At 65.5% G+C, this 19,608-nt stretch carries 20 protein-coding genes; 9 read left to right on the top strand and 11 right to left on the bottom strand.

The genetic code is table 11. The features are described 5' to 3' along the window. Positions 1-10: 10 nt before the first annotated feature. Genes HNP55_RS13800 through HNP55_RS13790 form a run of 3 tightly spaced genes read left to right on the top strand, consistent with a single transcriptional unit; the run spans position 11 to position 2,600 of the window. Positions 11-1,204 (top strand): NnrS family protein, encoded by a 1,194-nt coding sequence (locus tag HNP55_RS13800; protein WP_184300310.1) that lies wholly within the window; start codon positions 11-13, stop codon positions 1,202-1,204. Beyond that, positions 1,201-1,530, top strand: coding sequence for a metal-sulfur cluster assembly factor (locus HNP55_RS13795; RefSeq protein WP_221439581.1), 330 nt, complete (start codon positions 1,201-1,203; stop codon positions 1,528-1,530). The genes HNP55_RS13800 and HNP55_RS13795 overlap by 4 nt, the downstream gene beginning before the upstream one ends. Further along, complete coding sequence (locus tag HNP55_RS13790; RefSeq protein ID WP_184300307.1) at positions 1,527-2,600, top strand: hypothetical protein; 1,074 nt, start codon at positions 1,527-1,529, stop codon at positions 2,598-2,600. The genes HNP55_RS13795 and HNP55_RS13790 overlap by 4 nt, the downstream gene beginning before the upstream one ends. 128 nt (positions 2,601-2,728) lie before the next feature. Here HNP55_RS13790 and HNP55_RS13785 read toward each other — a convergent pair whose 3' ends face one another. Both HNP55_RS13785 and HNP55_RS13780 read right to left on the bottom strand, forming a co-directional pair. Continuing rightward, a complete protein-coding gene (locus HNP55_RS13785; RefSeq protein WP_246448403.1) occupies positions 2,729-3,541 on the bottom strand; it encodes a PEP-CTERM sorting domain-containing protein in 813 nt (270 codons plus the stop codon). Between the two features lie 112 nt (positions 3,542-3,653). Next, complete coding sequence (locus HNP55_RS13780) at positions 3,654-4,412, bottom strand: Crp/Fnr family transcriptional regulator (protein ID WP_184300304.1); 759 nt, start codon at positions 4,410-4,412, stop codon at positions 3,654-3,656. A 449-nt stretch (positions 4,413-4,861) separates the two neighbouring features. Here HNP55_RS13780 and HNP55_RS13775 point away from each other — a divergent pair, with 449 nt between their 5' ends. From HNP55_RS13775 to HNP55_RS13760, 4 genes are all read left to right on the top strand, one after another. Further along, positions 4,862-6,580, top strand: a complete 1,719-nt coding sequence (locus HNP55_RS13775; RefSeq protein WP_184300744.1) for a cytochrome D1 domain-containing protein — start codon at positions 4,862-4,864, stop codon at positions 6,578-6,580. Positions 6,581-6,632: 52 nt separating this feature from the next. Further along, positions 6,633-6,941 carry a c-type cytochrome gene (locus HNP55_RS13770; RefSeq protein WP_184300301.1) on the top strand — a complete coding sequence of 103 codons (309 nt, stop codon included), beginning with the start codon at positions 6,633-6,635 and terminating at the stop codon, positions 6,939-6,941. Positions 6,942-7,210: 269 nt separating this feature from the next. Further along, positions 7,211-7,717 (top strand): hypothetical protein, encoded by a 507-nt coding sequence (locus HNP55_RS13765; RefSeq protein ID WP_184300298.1) that lies wholly within the window; start codon positions 7,211-7,213, stop codon positions 7,715-7,717. Between the two features lie 99 nt (positions 7,718-7,816). Continuing rightward, positions 7,817-8,371, top strand: coding sequence for a hypothetical protein (locus HNP55_RS13760; RefSeq protein WP_184300295.1), 555 nt, complete (start codon positions 7,817-7,819; stop codon positions 8,369-8,371). Between the two features lie 158 nt (positions 8,372-8,529). Here the strand turns inward: HNP55_RS13760 and HNP55_RS13755 are convergent, their stop codons facing one another. Genes HNP55_RS13755 through HNP55_RS13725 form a run of 7 tightly spaced genes read right to left on the bottom strand, consistent with a single transcriptional unit; the run spans position 8,530 to position 15,129 of the window. Beyond that, positions 8,530-10,119 (bottom strand): nitrite reductase, encoded by a 1,590-nt coding sequence (locus tag HNP55_RS13755; RefSeq protein ID WP_184300292.1) that lies wholly within the window; start codon positions 10,117-10,119, stop codon positions 8,530-8,532. Next, positions 10,119-11,405 (bottom strand): heme d1 biosynthesis radical SAM protein NirJ, encoded by a 1,287-nt coding sequence (gene nirJ / locus HNP55_RS13750; protein WP_184300289.1) that lies wholly within the window; start codon positions 11,403-11,405, stop codon positions 10,119-10,121. Before nirJ ends, HNP55_RS13755 begins: the two co-directional genes overlap by 1 nt. A 25-nt stretch (positions 11,406-11,430) precedes the next feature. After that, positions 11,431-11,946, bottom strand: a complete 516-nt coding sequence (locus tag HNP55_RS13745) for an Lrp/AsnC family transcriptional regulator (RefSeq protein WP_184300286.1) — start codon at positions 11,944-11,946, stop codon at positions 11,431-11,433. Then, a complete protein-coding gene (locus HNP55_RS13740; protein ID WP_184300283.1) occupies positions 11,939-12,487 on the bottom strand; it encodes an AsnC family transcriptional regulator in 549 nt (182 codons plus the stop codon). The genes HNP55_RS13745 and HNP55_RS13740 overlap by 8 nt, the downstream gene beginning before the upstream one ends. Continuing rightward, complete coding sequence (locus HNP55_RS13735) at positions 12,480-13,514, bottom strand: Lrp/AsnC family transcriptional regulator (protein WP_184300281.1); 1,035 nt, start codon at positions 13,512-13,514, stop codon at positions 12,480-12,482. The genes HNP55_RS13740 and HNP55_RS13735 overlap by 8 nt, the downstream gene beginning before the upstream one ends. A gap of 5 nt (positions 13,515-13,519) precedes the next feature. Then, a complete protein-coding gene (locus HNP55_RS13730) occupies positions 13,520-14,734 on the bottom strand; it encodes a cytochrome D1 domain-containing protein (protein ID WP_184300278.1) in 1,215 nt (404 codons plus the stop codon). Beyond that, positions 14,731-15,129 carry a c-type cytochrome gene (locus tag HNP55_RS13725; RefSeq protein ID WP_184300275.1) on the bottom strand — a complete coding sequence of 133 codons (399 nt, stop codon included), beginning with the start codon at positions 15,127-15,129 and terminating at the stop codon, positions 14,731-14,733. Before HNP55_RS13725 ends, HNP55_RS13730 begins: the two co-directional genes overlap by 4 nt. 110 nt (positions 15,130-15,239) lie before the next feature. On the opposite strand from HNP55_RS13725, the gene cobA reads away from it, so the two are divergent. After that, complete coding sequence (cobA, locus tag HNP55_RS13720; RefSeq protein ID WP_184300272.1) at positions 15,240-16,100, top strand: uroporphyrinogen-III C-methyltransferase; 861 nt, start codon at positions 15,240-15,242, stop codon at positions 16,098-16,100. Here cobA and HNP55_RS13715 read toward each other — a convergent pair. Continuing rightward, positions 16,085-16,777 carry a Crp/Fnr family transcriptional regulator gene (locus HNP55_RS13715; RefSeq protein WP_184300269.1) on the bottom strand — a complete coding sequence of 231 codons (693 nt, stop codon included), beginning with the start codon at positions 16,775-16,777 and terminating at the stop codon, positions 16,085-16,087. The two genes, cobA and HNP55_RS13715, sit on opposite strands and share 16 nt — an antisense overlap. A 381-nt stretch (positions 16,778-17,158) precedes the next feature. Between HNP55_RS13715 and HNP55_RS13710 the strand changes: the two genes are divergently transcribed. Beyond that, the gene (locus HNP55_RS13710; RefSeq protein WP_246448401.1) at positions 17,159-18,712 is read left to right on the top strand and encodes an arylsulfatase; all 1,554 of its coding nucleotides are present in this window, start codon (positions 17,159-17,161) and stop codon (positions 18,710-18,712) included. Between the two features lie 108 nt (positions 18,713-18,820). Here HNP55_RS13710 and HNP55_RS13705 read toward each other — a convergent pair whose 3' ends face one another. Next, positions 18,821-19,519, bottom strand: coding sequence for a Crp/Fnr family transcriptional regulator (locus HNP55_RS13705; RefSeq protein WP_184300266.1), 699 nt, complete (start codon positions 19,517-19,519; stop codon positions 18,821-18,823). Positions 19,520-19,608: the final 89 nt, after the last annotated feature.

The following is a 19,608-nucleotide window of genomic DNA, read 5'->3' as shown; positions in this document are numbered from 1 at the left end:
GGCCCTGGTCTTGGCCTCGCCACACCGCCCCTTCTTCAGCGCCGCAGCCGCGGTCTGGCTGGGCGCCGCTGGCTTCTGGGCCTGGCAGCTGCTGCCCGCTGCACCTCATACCGAGCTGCTGCTGCCCGCAAACCTGCTGCATGGCTGGAGCATGGGCCTGGGCTTTATGCCGCTCTTCATCGCCGGCTTTGCCTTGACCACGGTGCCGCGCTGGCTGGGCTTGGCCGCGCCGCCGGCCTGGCCTTCTTTTTGGCCCAGGGCATGGCTTGCCGTGTTGGGCTGGGCCTTGCTGCTGGCAGGTGCGGCGCTGGGCGAACGCGGCATGGCCGTGCTGGGCGCGGCCCTGCCGGCCCTGGTGCTTGGCAATGCCAGCCTGCTCATCTGGGCCGCCTGCCGCCAGCCCGGCGCCAGGCGCTCGGGCCATGCGCGGGGCCTGGCCCTGGGCTTGCTCGTGCTGGCCCTGTGCCAGGCCCTGGCGGCCCTGGCCTTGCTTGCCGAGCAACGCCTGCCGCTGCGCCTGGCCATCCATGCCGGCCTGAGCCTGGGCGTGGCCGGCGTATTTGCCCTGGCCTTGCAGCGGCTCACGCCCTTTTTGCACCAGGACGGGCGCCGCCAGCCCCTGCTCCTGCTGGCCCTGCTGAGTGGCCTGGGCTTGCGCGCGGCACTGGGCTTGGCCGCCCTGCTAGGCTACCCGCCGCCTATGCTTTTGGCCTGGCCCGCTGCGGCGGCCTTGCTGGGCCTGGGCCTCTGGCTCTGGCGTGATGCCTGGGCGCCGGAGCTGGCGGCGGCCAGGCGCACGCCGCTGGTGGCCCAGCTGCATCTGGGCTATCTCTGGCTGGGCCTGAGCTTTTTGCTCGAAGCCGCGGCCCTGGCCGCCGCGGCCAGCGGCCGGCCCGGCCTGCTCGGCCTGGCGCCCCTGCACGCGATGAGCCTGGGCTTTATGTGCACGACCTTGCTGGCCATGGCCAGCCGGGTCAGCGCCGTGCAGCAGGGCCGCAGTGTGGCGGTGGACCGCCCGCTCTGGGCCATGCAAGCACTTCTGCAAGCCACCATCCTGATCCGCCTGGCGGCCGATGTCGGTGCCCAACGCGGCCCGCTGCTGGCCCTGGCCGGCGCCGTTTTTGCGCTGCTGGCCCTGTGCTGGGCGGGGCGCTATGGCCCCTGGCTGCTGAACCCGCCTCAACCAAAAGAAAGCAATCGATGAACGAATCCGATATGGCCGCCCTGCGCCAGCGCATCATGGACGCCTTGGCCCAGGTCATGGACCCCGAGATCGGCGAGAGCATCGTCGCCCTGGGCCTGCTGGAGTCGCTGAGCTTGAGCCCCGGTCTGGCCGAGTTGCTGCTCATCCCCACCAGCGCCACCTGCCCGATGGCGGACCAGCTGATGGAAGAAGCCGGCCGCGCCATCGAAGCCCAGTGCCCGCCCGATTGGCGGGTCGAGGTCGATATGGACTGGGGCCTGCCCTGGTCGCCCGCACGCATGACGCCGGCCTTGCGCGCCCGCCTGGGCTGGAGTGAGGCGCCATGAGACCGAGCCAGCCGGCGGCCCTGGCCCGCCACTGGCTGCTGTTGAGCCTGCTGCTGGCGATGCTGAACCTGCTGGCCGGCCTCTCCGGCGGCCTGCAGCGTCTGGGGCTGCCCCTCGCCGCGGGCAGCCAAACCCTGGCCGGCCATGGCGTGTTCATGATGGCCGGCTTCTTCGCCACGCTGATCAGCCTGGAGCGAGCCGTCGCCTTGCGGCGCGGCGTCTGGGTGCCGCTGGCTTCGGGGGCGGCCGGCCTGCTGGCTTGGGCTGGCCTGTGGCCCTGGGCGGCCGGGCTGTGGGTGTTCAGCGCCCTGGGTCTGCTGGGCCTGTACCTGTGGGCGGGGCGTTATCGCGCCGTCTCGCTGCCCTTGGCTGTGGAGGCCACGGGCGCCCTGGCCCTGCTGTGGGCGGCGCTGGCTTTTGCGCTGGGTGCGGCCGGCCAGGCGCGCTGGGGCTGGAGCCTGTTTCTGGTGCTGACCATCGTGGGCGAGCGGCGCGAGCTGATGCGCTTGCGGCCCCTGCCGCGCTGGGCCGCCCAGGCCTTTCTGTGCGCCTGGGCCTTGCTGGTGGCGGTGGCGCTGTTGATGGGCGTCTGGCCCGAGCAGGCGGCGCGTTTGGGCTGGGCGGTGCTGGGCCTGCTGGCCCTGTGGCTTTTGCGCTTCGATCTGGCGCGCTTGCAGTGGCGCCTGCCCGGCTGGGCCGGCCACACGGCGATCTGCCTGCTGCTGGGCTATGTCTGGCTTTTGGCGGCGGCGGTGGCCGGGCTGCTGGGCCAGGGCGCTGCCGGCGGCGTGGCCTGGCATCTGCTGTGGCTGGGTTTTGTGTTCGCCATGGTGTTCGGCCATGCGCCGCTGATGCTGCCGCCCTTGGCCGGCCTGCGGCCACGCCCCAGCCGCTGGGCGCTTGTGCCGCTGGCCCTGATGGGCGCCAGCCTGCTCTTGCGCACCCTGGCCTGGCTGGGCGGCTGGGCCGATGGGCTGGCCCTGGCCGGCGTGGGCCATGGGCTGGCCTTGCTGTTGTTTGCTTTGACGATGGCTTGGTTGCTGCGGCCCGAGCCAAGGGCAAACGCATGAAATAAAAAAGACGCGAACGCTGTGCCGCCGAGGCGGCCCAAAAACAATCGGCTGGGCCACGATATCCGTGGCCCAGCCGACGCGTCGCCAGCCACAAACACCTGCAGGTGTTTGTGTGCAAGGCCTTATCAGGCCTGCTGATCCGCTTCGCCCTTCTTGCGGCGGCTGGCCATCCAGCCCACCAGGCCGAGACCGCCCAGCATCAGGGCGTAGGTCTGGGGTTCGGGGACGGCGGTGACGCTGCCGAGGGTCAGATTGCTGACGCCAATGGCCCCCAGAGGAATGCCAGCATCTTGTTGAATTTGCAGCTTTAGTTCGCTCAGGCCGCTAGTGGAAACAAAGCCCAGGAAGGTGTTAGTTTCGTTGGCGAGTCTCAGTTGGGCGAAGCTGCCATCCTTGCCCCAAACAACCAAATCCGTCTTGGTTGTCGGTTTATTGTCGGATGGTTGAGAGAAGAAATTTCCTCCAACAGCCTGTACGCCAGAAGAGAATTTATCCAACGATAGCCAGGGAATGCTGTTGCCATTGCCCCAACCGACCAGCCAAGTAGCATTCTGAAAGCCATTCGCGACATACAGTTCGGAGCCGGACCCAAACGTACTGGCGTTGTAGCTATGAACACCCGCCGTGCGATTCAGGGGTGAGCCAAGATTGGTCCAGTTGGGAAGCCCTTCGAAGTGATCGACCCCCTTGTTGCTGATGGCCGCCAGGAATTCGGCTTCGTTGGTATAGACCTTCACCTCGGCCTGTGCGCCCATCGAGGCAGCAAGGAGGGAGGCGGCCATTGCGATCGGGGCCAGCAGCGTTGTCTTGAATTTCATCTGAATTTGATAGGTATCGGGTTGAAATTTGGTCAGCCCATGTCGATAAACATAACTAACAAATTGAGTGTCATGGCGCCGATGATTGGCGCCTATCCCGTGAATCAGGGGGCGGCGCATTGTCTGTGCGATAGGCAGTTATCACTGCAGATGATGGCCGTCGATCCGGCCCGGGTGCTACTGGGCCAATCAGCTTTGCGCGGATCGCCGCCGGCTTGTGCAAAGCCGAGGTTCAAGCGGCGCTGCCGGCCCGGCAAAAACTGCGCAAGCGCTGGGCATCGGGGATCCAGACCTCGCTGTGCTGCATCGTGATCAAGCCACTCTCCTGAAACTGGCGCAAGGTGCGTGACAAGGTCTCGGGTGTGGCGCCCAGCTGTGCGGCGAGATCGCGTTTGAGCTCCTTGATGAGCAGGTGGTCGGGGCTGTCCGACAGCTGCAACTGCTCCAGCAGCCACTCGGCCAGGCGCACCGGGAAGTCCTTGGTCGTCAGCGCCTGGCGGGCCGCGATGGCCTCGCAGCTGCAACGGGCCAGGCTGGCCAGCAAAGCGCCCAACAGCACCGGCTCCTCACGACTCAGTCGCAGCACCTCGTTGGCGGGGAACTCATGCGCCAGCACCGCCGTCGTGGCGATGGCGGTCTCCGGGTAGAGCGACTGGCTCCAGGCACTCGACAAGTCCAGCCATTGGCCGGCGGCCAGCGAGTGGCTCTGCCACCATTTGCCCTTGTCCGAACGTTTGCCCATGCTGACCTTGCCGCGCAGCAGCAACCACAGGCTGCCCTTGTTGGCGAGGCCTTCATTCAACACCCGGCCGCGGGCGCGCACGCGATGCGTGCGGCCCAGGCCGGCAAGCTCGTTCAGGGTCTGAGGCACATCGGCCAGCGCCGGCCAGGCCTGCTCAAGCGCCTGACGCACCTGCCGGGCTTGCAACTGGGCCGGGCTGAGTTGCGGGCCGCTGTAGGGGCTGGTTTCTGTGTGAATCGAAGCATTCATGAGGCGCTGCTTTCTGTGTGGATGCGGGCGTCAATTCCTGAATCCGTAGTCGACCATCGAAGGCCTGCGCTCGACATTGACCTGGCATAAGAATCCGAGCATTTCTGTCGGGCAAAAGGCCAGCCAGGGCTTCGCTGAGATCCGGTCAAATTCCGCGCTATGCCTCTGCGGCCCGGTGCAGGCGAGGCCCGAGAAGCGCGGCCTAGCGCGCCGGCCGGCGCCATGGCTTGTGTTGCCACAAGGCTTTGACTTGCGCTGGCTCAAGCGTGGCGTCTATGCCGAGCGGCATGCCGCGTCCTTAACCCAGTTCAAGGACGCGGCCGGGGTGCAGCGGGAGGATCACCGCAGTTCTCAGGACTTTCAACCCGCACTCCGAGTTTCATTCAGAAGAAAAGAGGTATGACATGAAGCAAGACAGAACAGCCCATAAACACCCGACTCGCAGCGCCATGCTGCGGCTCAGCCTGATGGGCCAGCTGGCCTTGTTGGCCGCATTGCCCCTGAGCGCCGTGGCCCAGGAAGGCAAGAAGGACGTCAGTGCGGGGGATGTGAAGTACCACGCCGCCCCCTCCGCCCTGACCGATGTGCCCATGGTGCAAAGCAGCAACCCCAAGGCGCCGCCGATGACGCAGGCCGAGTTCGACGTCGCCCGCAAGATCTACTTCGAGCGCTGCGCCGGCTGCCACGGCGTGCTGCGCAAAGGTGCCACCGGCAAGCCGTTGACCCCCGACATCACGCTGGGCAAGGGCACCGACTATCTGAAGGTCTTCATCGCCTACGGCTCGCCCGCCGGCATGCCCAATTGGCAGACCTCGGGCGAGATGAGCGAGCAGCAGGTGGACCTGATGGCGCGCTACATCCAGCACGACGCGCCGACGCCGCCCGAATTCGGCATGGCCGATATGAAGGCAACCTGGAAGGTCGTGATACCGCCCGAGAAGCGGCCGACCAAGAAGATGAACAAGTACAACATCGAGAACATCTTCTCCACCACCTTGCGCGACACCGGCGAAGTGGCGCTGATCGACGGCGACACCAAGCAGATCATCAATATCGTCAAGACCGGCTACGCGGTGCACATCTCGCGCACCTCGGCCTCGGGCCGCTATCTCTTCGTGATCGGCCGCGATGCCAAGATCAATATGATCGATCTGTGGATGGAGAAGCCCGACAACGTGGCCGAGATCCGCATGGGCCTGGAGGCCCGCTCGGTCGAGGCCAGCAAGTACAAGGGCTTCGAGGACAAGCTGGTGATCGCCGGCTCCTACTGGCCGCCGCAATACGTCATCATGAAGGGCGACACGCTGGAGCCGCTGAAGATCGTCTCCACCCGCGGCAACACGGTGGACAAGCAGGAATACCACCCCGAGCCGCGTGTCGCCTCCATCGTGGCCAGCCACTTCCGGCCCGAGTTCATCGTCAACGTCAAGGAAACCGGCAAGACCTTGATGGTCGACTACTCGGACCTCAACGCGCTCAAGACCACCGAGATCGGCACCGCCCGCTTCCTGCACGACGGCGGCTGGGACAGCAGCAAGCGCTACTTCATGGTGGCCGCCAACCAGAGCAACAAGATCGCCGTGGTGGACGCCAAGGAAGACAAGCTGGTCAAGCTGGTGGACGTCAGCAAGATCCCCCACCCAGGTCGCGGCGCCAACTTTGTGCACCCCAAGTTCGGCCCGGTCTGGAGCACCGGCCACCTGGGTGACGAGGCCATCTCCCTGGTGGCGACCGACCCCATCAAGCACAAGCAATACGCCTTCAAGGAAGTGGCGCAGATCAAGGGCCAGGGCGGCGGCGCCTTGTTCATCAAGACGCACCCGAAATCCAACCATCTGTACTCCGACACACCGCTCAACCCCGACGCCGCCATCTCCCAGTCGGTCGCCGTGTTTGACATCAATGCCCTGGACAAGGGCTACAAGGTCCTGCCCATCGCCGAATGGGCCGGCCTGAAGGATGACGGCGCCAAACGCGTGGTTCAACCGGAGTACAACAAGGCCGGCGACGAAGTCTGGTTCTCCGTCTGGTCCGCCAAGGACAAGGAAAGCGCCATCGTCGTGGTGGACGACAAGACGCTCAAGCTCAAGGCCGTGATCAAGGACCCGCGCCTGATCACGCCGACCGGCAAGTTCAACGTCTACAACACCCAGCACGACGTGTATTGATCGCTCGGGGGGCGGCCTACCCGCCCCCTGTTTTTCAAAGGAGAAATGACAGATGCGCGCACTTCCATTTTTGCTGGCCGCGACTGCCTTGCTGGCCGCCCCCGCCGCTCAAGCCAATGAAGAAGCCTTGAACAAGGCCGGCTGCATGGCCTGCCACACCAAGGACAAGAAACTGGTCGGCCCGTCCTTCAAGGACATCGCCGCCAAGTACAAAGGCCAGGACGCCACCGTGGCCCTGATGCAGAAAGTCCGCAGCGGCGGCAAGGGCGTCTACGGCCCCATCCCGATGCCGCCCAACCCAGCCGAGAAAATCGGCGATGCGGAGCTCAAGAGCGGGGTGGAGTGGATCCTCAAGCAATAGCGAAGTAGCAAGCCGAATCAGAGCAAGAGGCGCCTGCGGGCGCCGCTTTTCCTTGTGCGCCCTGCATGGGCGCGGGCTTGGAGCGAACAGCGGGTGGCTGGCGTGATTGAGGTCGGAGTCGCAAAGCCACGCTGCAAATCGGTCAGAATGGGTCGAAAGGACACAGACGGCACCGTCAAGTCTGCGATGGAAAAACTACCCACACGACCAAACAACTCGTTCTGCATGCCATGCAGAAAACAAGTTATTTCCCAGCCTCCTTCTTCCTCATGAAACACACCGCCGCAGCGCTCGCTGTCTTGCTCCTCTGTCCCTTGATCAGTTCCGCAGACGACGCTTGGCGGATCACGACGCGTGGATACGGGCCGATCCGGGCTGGGATGACGCCGTCCGAAGCAACCGGCCTGATGGGCACACGCTTGAGGACCTTCGAGGGCCGAGCGCTCGACCCCTCCTGCGACCACCTGTACCCGGAGAAGGGCTTCGAAGGCCTGAGCCTCATGGTCCAGAACGGCAAGATCACTCGCATTGTGATTTCAAACCCAAATATCCAGACGCTCTCGGGCATCAAGGTCGGAGATTCGACCGCCCGACTCAAACAGGTATTTGGCAGCCGACTGGAGATCGAACAGCACAAGTACGACGACCACGGCTTCTATTACTTCGTCTGGGAACAGGGCAAGCGCTTCGGCGTGAAGTTCGAGATTGGCGGGGACCGAGTGACCGAGATCTACGCCGGCGATGAGAGCATCCAGTACGTGGAAGGCTGCGCTTGATCGCCGGAGCGATGCCCGCAAGAGGCCTACCCTCTCGCCCGAGCCGACTCGCGTCGGCAGGCCGCCGCGAGTCGGCTCGACTTCAACGGTAGACCTCATATGCAGAAGTTGTCTCACGCCATCGCCGATAGCTGGGTTCCGTACTCCCACAAAGCAGTCTTCAGCGTTTCCGCGAACGACCTGAGCGAACGAATTCTGGCCGGCGTTCCAGGCGGTGACCCGACTCCGTTTGTCCATCTGGTCTCATGCCTAGAGCCTCCCTACTTCTTGCTCTACGTGCTGCATACGCCTCGGGGCGAAGGCGAACCAGGTCGCTACCAAAGTCCGGCGATGTCGCAGCAACAATTTCATGAATTCGTGCAGCGGTTTGGCAATTTCCTATCGTCAGACGCCAGGTTTGACATTTGGGCTCATTCTTCGAGCGATCAAGCCACGGTGGTATGGGATCGCCATAACCAGATCTTCGCCTACGGCCCGATCGACCGGTACTCATCGGAACTTCGAGCGCTCGGCTTTGTTCACGGCGATGCAAGCATTTCGTTCGCGCATCAGCACCACTATCGGCACGAGTGCGACGCTGACGCCAGCGCGCTACTGAACAGCATGAATTGGTCCCACTCACCGCTTCGGCCCGAGGACGAGCAGCGACTCTGATTTCTAACCTGTTATTACAGCGGATTATCAACGGCGACGTTGAATTGCAATATTGAACGACCGCAATTTGATAGCGCGCCAAGCGCTGGGAGTGACAGATTCAGGTTCCTCAACTGCCTGGTTGGGGCGGAGTCCAGGCCATCCCGCGGCCAGCCCCCTCAATGCGACGTCCCCTCCTCCCTGCTGATCTTGTTCCAGACGTTGTATTTGCCGACCGGCTTGCTCATGGGGAGGCGCTTCACTTCCTTGAAGCTGGCGGCGTCGTAGACGACCAAGGCGCCATCGAGCTCCCAGACGCTGGCCAGGGCATAACGGCCATCCTTTGTGAATTCGATATGGGCCAGGGTCTTGCCCGGCTCCCTGACCTGGGCCACCACCTCCAGGCTTTGCTTGTCGATGATGCTCAGGGTGTCTTTGGCCTCTTTGCCGCCCATCATGGAGTCGGTCCAGGCATAGCGGCTCCTGGCATGGCTGCGCATGAAGAAGCCCGGACCGGGCGTGGCGATCTCGCGGACCAGCTCCCAGCTCTTGAGGTCGATCACGCTGATACGCCCGTCCTTGAGGTTAGGGCTGGCCATCACGCGGCGGCCCTGCCAGTCGAAGCTGATGCCCGAGCCCAGATGGGGCATGCCGGCAATGGGCAGGCTGCTGACCTTGCGCCGGGCATCCAGATTGACCACCTGGCCCAGGTTGGACGCGCTGGCAGTACCCGGCCGGGCCGAGCCCAGCACATGTCTGTAGCTGTCGTCGAAGAAGAAGTCGTCCAGCGGCTCCTCCAGCGGCGTGCGGCGCGCATTCAGATAGCCGGGGCGCGCAATGGCCTCGCCCATGCGGTAGTCATGCACCAGGCCGTCGTGGATGGGCTCGGCCTTGGGGTCGTAGGAGATCTCCCACAGCTCGGCCATGTCCTTGAGTGCCACAACAAAGCTCTTGCGCGGCGCGGCGTCGTAGACGGCCGAGACGCGCGAGCCCTGCTTGCCGTCCAGGCTCCTGGCCTCGAACTGCTTGACCAGGTTCAGGTCGGCATCAAACAGCAGCAGCTCCTGCGGCAGGTAGTTGGCCGCCATGACCCAGCGGCCGTCGCTGCTGACGGCGACGTTGCGCATATTCAGGCCGGCCCGCACCTCGGCCACCTGCTTGAGGTTCCAGAGGTCGTATTTGCTGATCCAGCCGTCGCGTGAACCGAAGTAGACATAACGGCCATCCGGCGTGAACTTGGGGCCACCGTGCAGGGCGTAGCGGCTGGGGAAGCGGTGGATGACTTCGAAGCGGTCGCCGTCGAGCAGGCTGATGTGATGATCGCCGCCCTCCACCACCACGAAGAGATTCATGGGGTCGGCCTGCCACTGCGGGCGGGCCGGCCATTGGCGGCTGCCCGCATCAAAGCTGCGCGAGCGCCGGATATCGGCCGCCGTCCATTGCGGGGCGGGCAGCTGCGGCTGGTAGATATAGGCGGCCAGGGCCTGGATCTCGGCCTCGCCGAGCTGGGTGCCAAAGCCCGGCATCTGGGTGGCGGGCCGGCCCTCGCGGATCAGCTTCAGGGCCTCGGGGCGGCGCAGGCGCTCCAGGCTTTCCGGCAGCAGGGCCGGGCCCATCGAGCCCAGCCGCTGCTCGCCATGGCAGGCGGCGCAATGCTGCTGGTACAGGGCGCGGGCGTCCACGGTCTGCGCGCGGGCGTAGTCCCAGGCCAGGCCGAACAGGCCCAGCGCCAGGGCGAGCTTGCACAAGGTCTTCAGCGATTCTTTCATCATGGCTCTTGCTTCTCGGCGATAGGGATGCTGCGGCGCTGCGCGCGAAAGGGCTGGGCCTGCCCGTCCCGTCCCTCGGGGTTGAGGCGGGCACTGGCCTCGGCGGACAGGCCGATTTCAAGATCCTCCAGATAGCAGCCCGGGTCCTCGGCCCAGAGGTCGCCGCGGGTCTGCTGGGCGCGCACGCGGGTGTTGCCGCCACACAGGGCCAGGTGCAGGCACTCGGCGCAGCGGCCCTTCACCGGCCGCGGCCTGGCCTTCAGGCCGTCCATCAGCGGGTCGCTGCGGTCTTGCCAGATGGCCGAGAAGGGGCGCTGGCGCACATTGCCCAGGCGGTAATGCCACCACATGGTGTCGGGGTGGACCTCGCCCAGATTGTCGATATTGGCCACCCCCACGCCGGAGGCATTGCCGCCCCAGGCCACCAGGCGCCGGCGCAAATCGCCCGCCCACTGCGGCCAGCGCGCACCGACCCAGGCCAGCAGATAGGCGGCGTCGGCATCGTTATTGCCGGTGACGTAGTCGCGCGGCTGCGGCGTGCCCGTGCGCACATCCTCCTGCGCGTCGCGCCAGGCGGTTTCGAACAGCAGTTCCAGCGCGGCGCGCGTCGCCTTGAAATGCGCGTCGCGGCCGCGGTGGATATTGCCGCGGCCGGCGTAATTGAGGTGGGAGAAGTAGAACTTGTCGACCCGCTCCGCATGCATCAGTTCCAGCAGGGCCGGGAAGTCCTGCTGGTTCAAGTCGGTGAAGGTGTAGCGCAGCCCGGTCCTAACTCCATTTTCACGCAGCAGTCGCAGCGCGGCCAGGGAGGCATCGAAGGCACCGGCCAGGCGGCGGAAGCGGTCATGCGTCTCGCGCAAGCCGTCGATGCTGATGCCCACATAGTCGAAGTTCTGCTGCGCGATGCGCTCGGCCATGGCGGCGTCGATCAAGGTGCCGTTGGTGGACAGCGCGGTGTAAAAGCCCATGGCCTGGGCGCGCGAGGCGATCTCGAACAGGTCCGGCCGCAGCAGGGGCTCGCCGCCGGAGAGGATCAGCACCGGCACGCCCGCCAGTTTGAGGTCATCCATGACGGTGCAGACCTCGGCAAAGCTCAGCTCGCCCGGGTAGTCATGGTCGGCCGACAAGGCGTAGCAATGTTTGCAGGTCAGATTGCAGCGCCGGGTCAGGTTCCAGATCAGCACCGGGCCAGGGGCCTGGGCCCGGCGGCGCCCTGGCGGGCTGGGGTAGTGGCCGTCTTGCTCGGCCCGCGCGACTTCGCGCAGGTATTGGCTGATACGCAACATGCTGCGGCCTTTCTCTTCTTGGGTCTCATTCGGGCTGCAAGCGCAGGCCGGTCTTTTTGAGGATGGCACTGCTGTAAAGAATGTCATGGGCCCGGCAGGCGGGGCCCAGCAACTCGCGCAAGGCCCCGGCTTGCGCCTCGACCTCCGCGCGGCTGCGGCCATGCAACATGGCGAACAGGTTGTAAGGCCATTGCGGCAGGCGGCGCGGCCGGCGGTAGCAGTGGCTGACGCCCTCGAAGGCGGCCACCCGCGGGCCCAGGGTGTCGATCTGCGCATCGTCGACATCCCACACCGTCATGCCATTGGCCACATAACCCAGGCGGTAGTGATTGGGCACGGCCGCGATGCGGCGTATCAGGCCCGAGGCCTGCATCTGCGCCAATTCCTCGCACACCTGCGCCTCGCTGATGCCCAGCATGGCGCCCAGTGCCTCGAAGGGCCGCTCCAGCAGGGGCAGGCCGCTCTGCGTGGCCAGCATCAGCGCGCGCTGCAGCGGGCTCAGTGCCGCCGCGGGTGCCGGCGGTGTCGTGCTGTCAGTCATCGCCCTGCCCTCCCTGCGGCTCATAGGCTTCGGCGTCGGGCCTGGCCTCAAGGCGCAGGCCGACAAAGTACTCGCGCTCCTTGGGGAAGGCCAGCACCTGCAGCCCCGTCAAGGCCTCGATCTGCGCGCACACTGCGGCGCTTTCTTCCGGCTTTTCGGTCGCCAGCACAAACCACATATTCAGCGCGTGTTCGCGGCGATAGTTGTGCGCCACGGCGGGGATGGCGTTCAGCTGGGCCGTTACCGCCGCGTACTGCGACTCGGGCACCTGCATGGCCGCCAGCACAAAAAGCCCACCCGCGCGCTCGATCTGGAACAAGGGGCCGACGCGGGTCAGCACGCCCTCGGACAAGAGCCGGCGCAGGCGCAGCAAGACCAGGGACTCGCTGCAGCCCAGCTCCCGGCCGAGCTGCTCGAAGGGGCGCGGCAGCAGCGGCAAGGCGGTCTGCAGGCGATTGATCAGGGCGGCGTCGAGCGCGTCGATGCTGGCCACATCCTGGCGCGGCCGCTGCGAAGGTGAGTCGATGCTTGGCTCATGCATGCTGAGCTGCCTCGCTGTAAAGCGCCGCCGCCGGCTGGCGGAAGTAGCTGGGACCGCATTGCTTGAAGCGCCGTCGGCTGAACAGCACGGCTTGCGGGAAGGCCTGCAAGCCCGCCGCGTCGCGCGCCTGGCCCAGCCACTGCAGCACCTCGGCCCGGCTGCGCCCATGCACCATGCAGTAGAGCTTGTAAGGCCATTGCTCCGCACGAGATCGGCGGTAGCAAAGCGTGACGCCAGGCTGGCGGGCCAGCAGGGCGGCGTGCGCGTCCACCCCTTCGTCGGGCACATCGAACACGCACATGGCATTGGCCGCAAAGCCCAGCTCGTGATGCCGAACAATCAGGCCGAAGCGACGCAGCACGCCCTGCTCCAGCCAGCTGCGCAGGCAGTCCATGACGCGCGGCTCGGGCCAGCCCAGCGCCTGGGCCCAAGCCGCATAAGGCCGGGCCAGCAGAGGCAGGCCTTGCTCGACACAGGCCGCCAGGCCGCGCTCCTCGGCCGCCACGGGGCTTGGCTGCTGCGCAGGCAGGCCCGCGCCGCGCGCCGCGCAGCCCTGGCCATGCGGATCCTTCAGGTCGAAGCCCAGATTGATGCGGTAGGCCCGCTCCATGGGCAGGCGCAGCGTTGCAAGGCCGCAGTGCTGCTCCAGCGCCGTCAGCTCCTGCGCCAGGCAGTCCATGTCCGGGCCGGTGATGACGAACCACAGATTGAAATGATGCTCGCGTTCGTAGTTATGGTTGACGCCCGGCATGGCGTTGACCCGCTGGGCCAGCGCCTCCAGTTGCCGCGGCGGCACCGCCATCGCGCAAAGCAGGGCCGCCCCTGCCGCCCGCGCGCCCCAGACACCGCCGATGCGCGACAGCGCGCCCTGCTCACGCAGGCGCTGCAGCCGCGCCATCACGGCCTCGGCATCGCCATGGCCCCAGGCCTTGGCCAGCTCAGCAAACGGCTGCTCGCAGAGCGGAAAGCGCTGCTGCCAGGGGTTCAGCAGGTCCTGGTCCTGGGCGCGGCCGAGCAGGCTTGGCATGGCGATCAGAACCCGCTGCGCTGGGCGCGGCTGGTGAAGAAGATGCCGCTGGGCGCCGCCGCCTTGAGCGTGGCCTGGCGGGCGAAGCTGCGGGTGTCAAAGACATTGACGGTGTCATCGTCCCGGCTCGAAATCCAGACCGATTCGCCCCGCGGGGTGAACTCCATATGCAGCACCGCCTTGCCGGGGCTGAGGGTCTGGATCACCTGCCGGCTCTGGGTGTCGATGACCTGCACCTGGTTGTAGTCGGGCACGGCGAAATTCACCCAGACCTGGCGCCCGTCCGGCCTGGCCATGACGAAGACCGGCTGGCCGGCCACCGCGATGCGGCCCAACTCCTGCCAGCTGTCCATGTCCACCACCAGCACCTCGTGCCGGCCGATGGCGGGCAGATAGGCCTGACGGCCCGCGATGGCCCAGCCGCGCAGATGCGGCATCTTGAACACCGGCAAGGGCTGCTGGCCGCGGCCATAGCCGGCCAGGATGCGCTCGGCCTTGGGCTGGGCGGCCCAGAGGTCGATCTTGACCAGGCCGTCCTCGCCGAAGAGGCCGGCGATGTAGTAGCGGCCATCGGGGGTCAGCAAGGCGTCATAAGGCTGCAGCCCCACGTTCTTGAACTTCTGCAGCTGGGGTGGCTGGCCCGCGGCCACGCCGGACACATCGGCGATCCAGATCTCGTTGGCATCGAACAAGGCATACATGAAACGCTGGCCCGGCAGCTCCACCAGGCCAACGACGCGCGACAGCTTGCCCGGCTCGTACTCGGCGGGAATATCGGCCACCAGGCGCAGCGTCTGCGCATCAAACACGCGGATGCCGCCGGGCTGGTAGTTCTGCGCCGCCACCAGAGTGCCGTCCTGGGAGATGGCGCCGCCTATCGAATTGCCGCTTTGCTGCACCCGGCCCACCAGGCTGCGGCTGGGCAGATGGACCTTGCTGAGCGCGCCGTCGCGGCCGAACACAAAGGCGTAAGCGCCATCGCGGGAGTAGACCAGGGAGGCATGTGACAAGTCCCCCAGACCCTGGATAGGCCCCAGCAGCTCGCGGCGGCTGGTGTTGAGCACTTGCAGGCTGCCGCTGGCCCGCTCCACCACCAGGCCCAGATCGCCGGTGCCGGCGGCAAGCGCTGGCGCGGGCGGCGCGCTGACGCAAGCGGCCAGCGAGAGGCACAGGCCCGACGCGGCCAGGATCTTGAATGAAGAGCGGGTGAAAATTTTCATGGCCTGGGGTCTTGCGAAACAAGCGCTGGTTTTGTTGCGGAGGGCCGCTGCATATAGGCCGCCAGCCAATCGGCTTCGGCCTCGCTGATCATGCTTTTCCAGGCCGGCATGGGGGTGCCCGGCCGGCCGTGAAAAATCGTCGCGGCAATCGCCGCCTGCGGCAGCTGCTGCATGGCCTCGGCATGAATGGCGGGGCCCAGCCCGCCGGTCAAACGCAGGCCGTGGCAGGAGCCGCAATCATGCTCAAGCATGCGCCGCAGCTGCTGCTGGCGGGCCGGCGCGGGCTGGGTGGCGGCGAGCGAGGTATCCGCCGGCTGGTTTTGCGCCGCCGCGCCGAGGCCGCAGAAGCCGCTCAACAACACAGTTAGCACAAGGAAGTGATTGCGAATCAACATGCCGCCATGCTCCTCCGCAAGCCCCTGGCTGTCCTTGAACTGCATCAAGGACGAAGAGAGAGCGCGGTCTTCACAATCGGGCCATGCACCGCAGGCAGGAGCCCCAAAAAATGAGTCCACGTATCGAGCCCCGCCACTTCTCCCGGCCCCAGGGCCGCCCGCAGTGGGCGCCCGTGACCCTGGTCGGCGCCGGCCCCGGCGACCCCGAACTGCTGACGCTCAAGGCCGCGCGTGCGCTGGCCGAGGCCGAGCTGCTGCTTTACGACAATCTGGTCTCGGCCGAGGTGATGGCCATGGCCAATCCCGCGGCGGAGAAGATCTTCGTTGGCAAGAAATGCGGGCAGCACGCCCTCAGCCAGGAAGGCATCATCGCCTTGATGATCGAGCTGGTGCGCGGCGGGCGCCGCGTGCTGCGCCTCAAGGGCGGCGACCCCTATATCTTCGGCCGCGGCGGCGAAGAGGCCGAGGCCCTGGCGGCGGCGGGCATCGCGTTTGAAACCATCCCTGGCATCAGCGCCGCGCAGGCGGCCGGCGCCGCGGCAGGCATCCCGCTGACGCACCGCGCCCATGCCGGCAGCTTGATCTACACCACCGGCCATCTGCGTGCCGCCCAGGGCGCAGGCGCTGGCGACGAGCAGGCCCTGCCCCTGGACTGGCCCATGCTGGCCCGTCCGCATCAAACCCTGGTGATCTATATGGGGCTGAACAGCCTGCCCCTGATCAGCCGCCAGCTGATCCTGCACGGCCTGCCCGCCGAGACCCCGGCCGCGCTGATCGAAAACGCCAGCCTGCCGCAGCAGCGCTGCGTGCGCGGCAGCCTGGCCGAGCTGCCGCAACTGGCCCTCAGCCACGGCCTCAAGTCACCCACCCTGCTGATGATTGGCGAGGTGACTGCCCTGCACGAGCGGCTGGGCCCGGCTCTGTACCAGCAAGCGGAGCTGGCGCAGGCCGGCGATCACTGCAAGGTGTAGCTGGCCAGCTCGCGGGGTTGCAGGATGTGGATGTCGCGCCGCGAGATCTGAATCAGGCCCTCGTCCTCCAGCTCGCGCAGCACGCGGGAGAAGTACTCCGGAGTCAGGCTCAGCCGCGAGGCGATGGTGGCCTTGCTGACCGGCAGCGAAATCGTATGGGGCCGTGCCGGCGCAGGGCTCTGCTCCGCCTGGGCATTGAGCAAAAAGCCCACCACTCTTTGCAGGCCGCTGTGCAGGCAGTAACTCTCCACATCGTGCAGCAGACTCTGGATGCGCTGCGAGGCCTGGGCCAGCAGGCGCAGCGAGAAGCCGGGGTCGCGGCCGATCTGCGCGAGCAAGGCCGCCTTGGGGATGCGCAGCAACAAGGCCTCGCTGAGGGCGAGCGCGCTGAAGCCATGGCGCTGCTCGTTGAAGACGGCCGACTCACCCAGGCTTTGCCCCGGCCCGACCAGCTCCAGCACCTTCTCGCCGCCATTGGCGGCCAGGGCGAACACCTTGATGCGGCCGGTGACGACGATGTGCAGGGCCTCGCAGCGATCGCCCGCGCTGTACAGCTTGCCGCCACGAGGCAGGCGCACAAGGCTGCAGCCCTGCTCAACAATGTGCGCCAGGTCCTCGTCGCTGACGTCACGGAATAGCGGCTGCACAATCATGTAACGAACTATTTCAGTGGACATGAAATTCCTGGGGATGTTCATCGGGTGGGGATCCTTGTTGCGGGGCGGGAGTCAGAAGGCGCTGCGGGCGCGATTCTGTTCGGCCGCCCATCGCACGGTTTGACGAACATCAAGCCAAGCGCGGCAGTAGTTCTTTGGAACTATCCCGCTAACGCAAAAGAGCGACAGACGAACCCTAGCCCCACCGTTGCAGGGGCAAGAACAAAATGGTTGCTCGGCGACGGCCCAAAACTTGTCGTTTGAAGATCTGGCTCAAGTGATCCGGCTCTTACCGGCTACCTTCCCTAGCCGGTTCTGTGCTGGCAAGTGGATATTCCGACAGGATGGGCCTGCGCTGACCCGGACCGTTTACATCGACTATTCATATTCCAGGAGGTAGTGATGATGGTGACGAAGAAGAATTTCTTGCGAGACTTGGCCATCATGGTCATGGCATGTCTGTGGCTCGTCGCCTCCGCGGCGGCACAAAACAAGAAACCACCCAATATCTTGGTCATCTGGGGCGATGACGTCGGCATGTGGAATCTCAGCGCCTACCATCGCGGCATGATGGGCGGCAGCACGCCCCATATCGACCGGATTGCCAAGGAAGGCATGATGTTCATGGACCATTACGCGCAGGCCTCCTGCACGGCGGGTCGAGCCGCCTTCATCACCGGCCAGAACCCCATCCGTGTGGGCCTGGCCTCGGTAGGCTTGCCAGGCGCCGCCCAGGGCCTGAGCACCAAGGACCCCACCATCGCATCCCTGCTCAAACCGATGGGCTACGCCACCGGCCAGTTCGGCAAGAACCATCTGGGCGATCGCGATGAACACCTGCCCACCAACAATGGCTTTGACGAATTCTTCGGCATCCTCTACCACCTGAATGCCGGTGAGTACGTGGAGCTGTATGACTACCCCAAAGACCCGGCCATGGTCGAAAAATTAGGGCTCAAGCAACGCGGGGTGATCCATTCCTGGGCACAAAACGACGGCAAGCAAAAAATCGTGGACACCGGCCCCTTCGGCAAGGAACGCCAGCGTAACCTGGAGTGGGAGGTGCTCAAGGAGTCCAAACGCTTCATCACCGACGCAGCAAAGGCAGACAAGCCCTTCTTCGTATGGCACAACTTGACCCGCACCCATATGCACACCCATCTGAGCAAGAAATACGACGGTGCGACCGGCTACGGCCTCTATGCCGACGGTGTGAAGGAAATGGACGATGTGGTGGGAGAGTTGCTCAAGCTCATCGACGATTTGGGCGTGGCAGACAACACCATGATTCTTTTTTCCACCGATAACGGCGCCTATGTCCGCACTTGGCCCGACGGCGGCAACCACCCCTTCCACGGAGAAAAAGGCGTGGGCGGCTGGGAAGGAGGATTTCGCGTACCCGCCATGGTCAAGTGGCCGGGCGTCGTTCCCGCCGGCAGCACCTCGGGCGAGATGATGGCCATGGAGGATTGGCTGCCCACCATCATGGCGCAACTGGGCCAGCCCGATGTGAAAAAGCAGTTGCTGAGCAGCTACAAGGCCGGCAAGCGCAGCTACGACAAGATCCACCTGGACGGTTATGACCAGACCCAGGCCATCACCGGCAAGGGCAAGAGCCAACGCAAAGAGTTCTTCTACATGACCGAGTCCGTCATGCACGGCGTGCGCATCGGTGACTACAAGTTCTTGTTCAAGAAGCAGGACAAATGGTTCCAGGGCACGCAGCAAAATCTGGTGATCCCCTACATCATCAACCTCAAGCTCGACCCCTTCGAGCGCTTCCTCGAGTCCGACGGTTATATGACCTGGATGGAGGACCGCTCATTCATTCTGCCGCTTGCTGCAGGCGCTATTGCCGAGTACGCCAAGTCGCTCAAGGACTACCCACCGCGCATGCAGAGCGCGGAGTTCAATATCGATGAGATGCTGCGGGCATCGCAGCCCAAGGGGCAATAGCGACTGACGCAAACTCTTGGCGGTACCACCACCCGGCTGCGCGATCGAAGGATCGTGCAGCCGGCTCCAAGTGGGCCCGAACAGGCTGGCCACAAGCCCCCCCCGTGATCAGACCCCGGTGTAATTCGCCAGGCTGGCGGCATCGCGGATACGGATGTCGCGCCGGTCCACCTCGATCAGCCCGGCCGCCTCCAGCTCGTGCAGCACGCGCGAGAAGTACTCGGGGGTGAGGCTCAAGCGGGAGGCGATGGTGGCCTTGCTGACCGGCAGCGACACCGTGATGACCTCGCCATTCACACAGTCTTCCGCCACCTGGTCGCGCAGCAGATAGCCGATCACCCGCTGCACGCCGCTGTGCAGTGCATAGGCCTGGACGTCGTGCACCAGGCCGTGCAGGCGGCGCGAGATGCCCGCCAGCATGCGCAGGGCGAAGCGGCTGTCCTGCTCGATTTCGGTCAGCACGGCCTGCTTGGAAACGGACAGCAGCAAGCTGTCCGACAAGGCCTGGGCATTGATGATGTAGGGCTTGCCGGTGAACATCAGCGCCTCGGCAAAGCTGTGGCCGGGGCCGACCAGCTCGATCACCTTCTCCTGCCCGGAGGGCGAGATGGCGAAGAGTTTGACCTGGCCCGTCACCGTCACATGAAACTCTTCGCAGGGCTGGCCGACCCGAAAGACGGTGTCCCCGCGGCTCAGACGGCGCAGGCTGCAGCCCATGGCCAGGCGCTCCAGCTCGGCCGCGCTCAGATCGGTGAACAGGGGCAGCACCGAGAGGTAGCGGGGTAAATCAAATGCGCGCATGTCCATGGCGGTCTCCCTGATGATGTCGGTGTGTGCGGGCTGCATTGTCGAGAGCGCGCGAACAGCCCTCCTTGATATGCCTCAAGTCCGCGGCA

The organism is Roseateles oligotrophus, from assembly GCF_014204525.1.
Taxonomy (GTDB): Bacteria; Pseudomonadota; Gammaproteobacteria; order Burkholderiales; family Burkholderiaceae_C; genus Paucibacter_A; species Paucibacter_A oligotrophus_A.
This window is presented reverse-complemented; position numbering and strand designations above follow the sequence as displayed.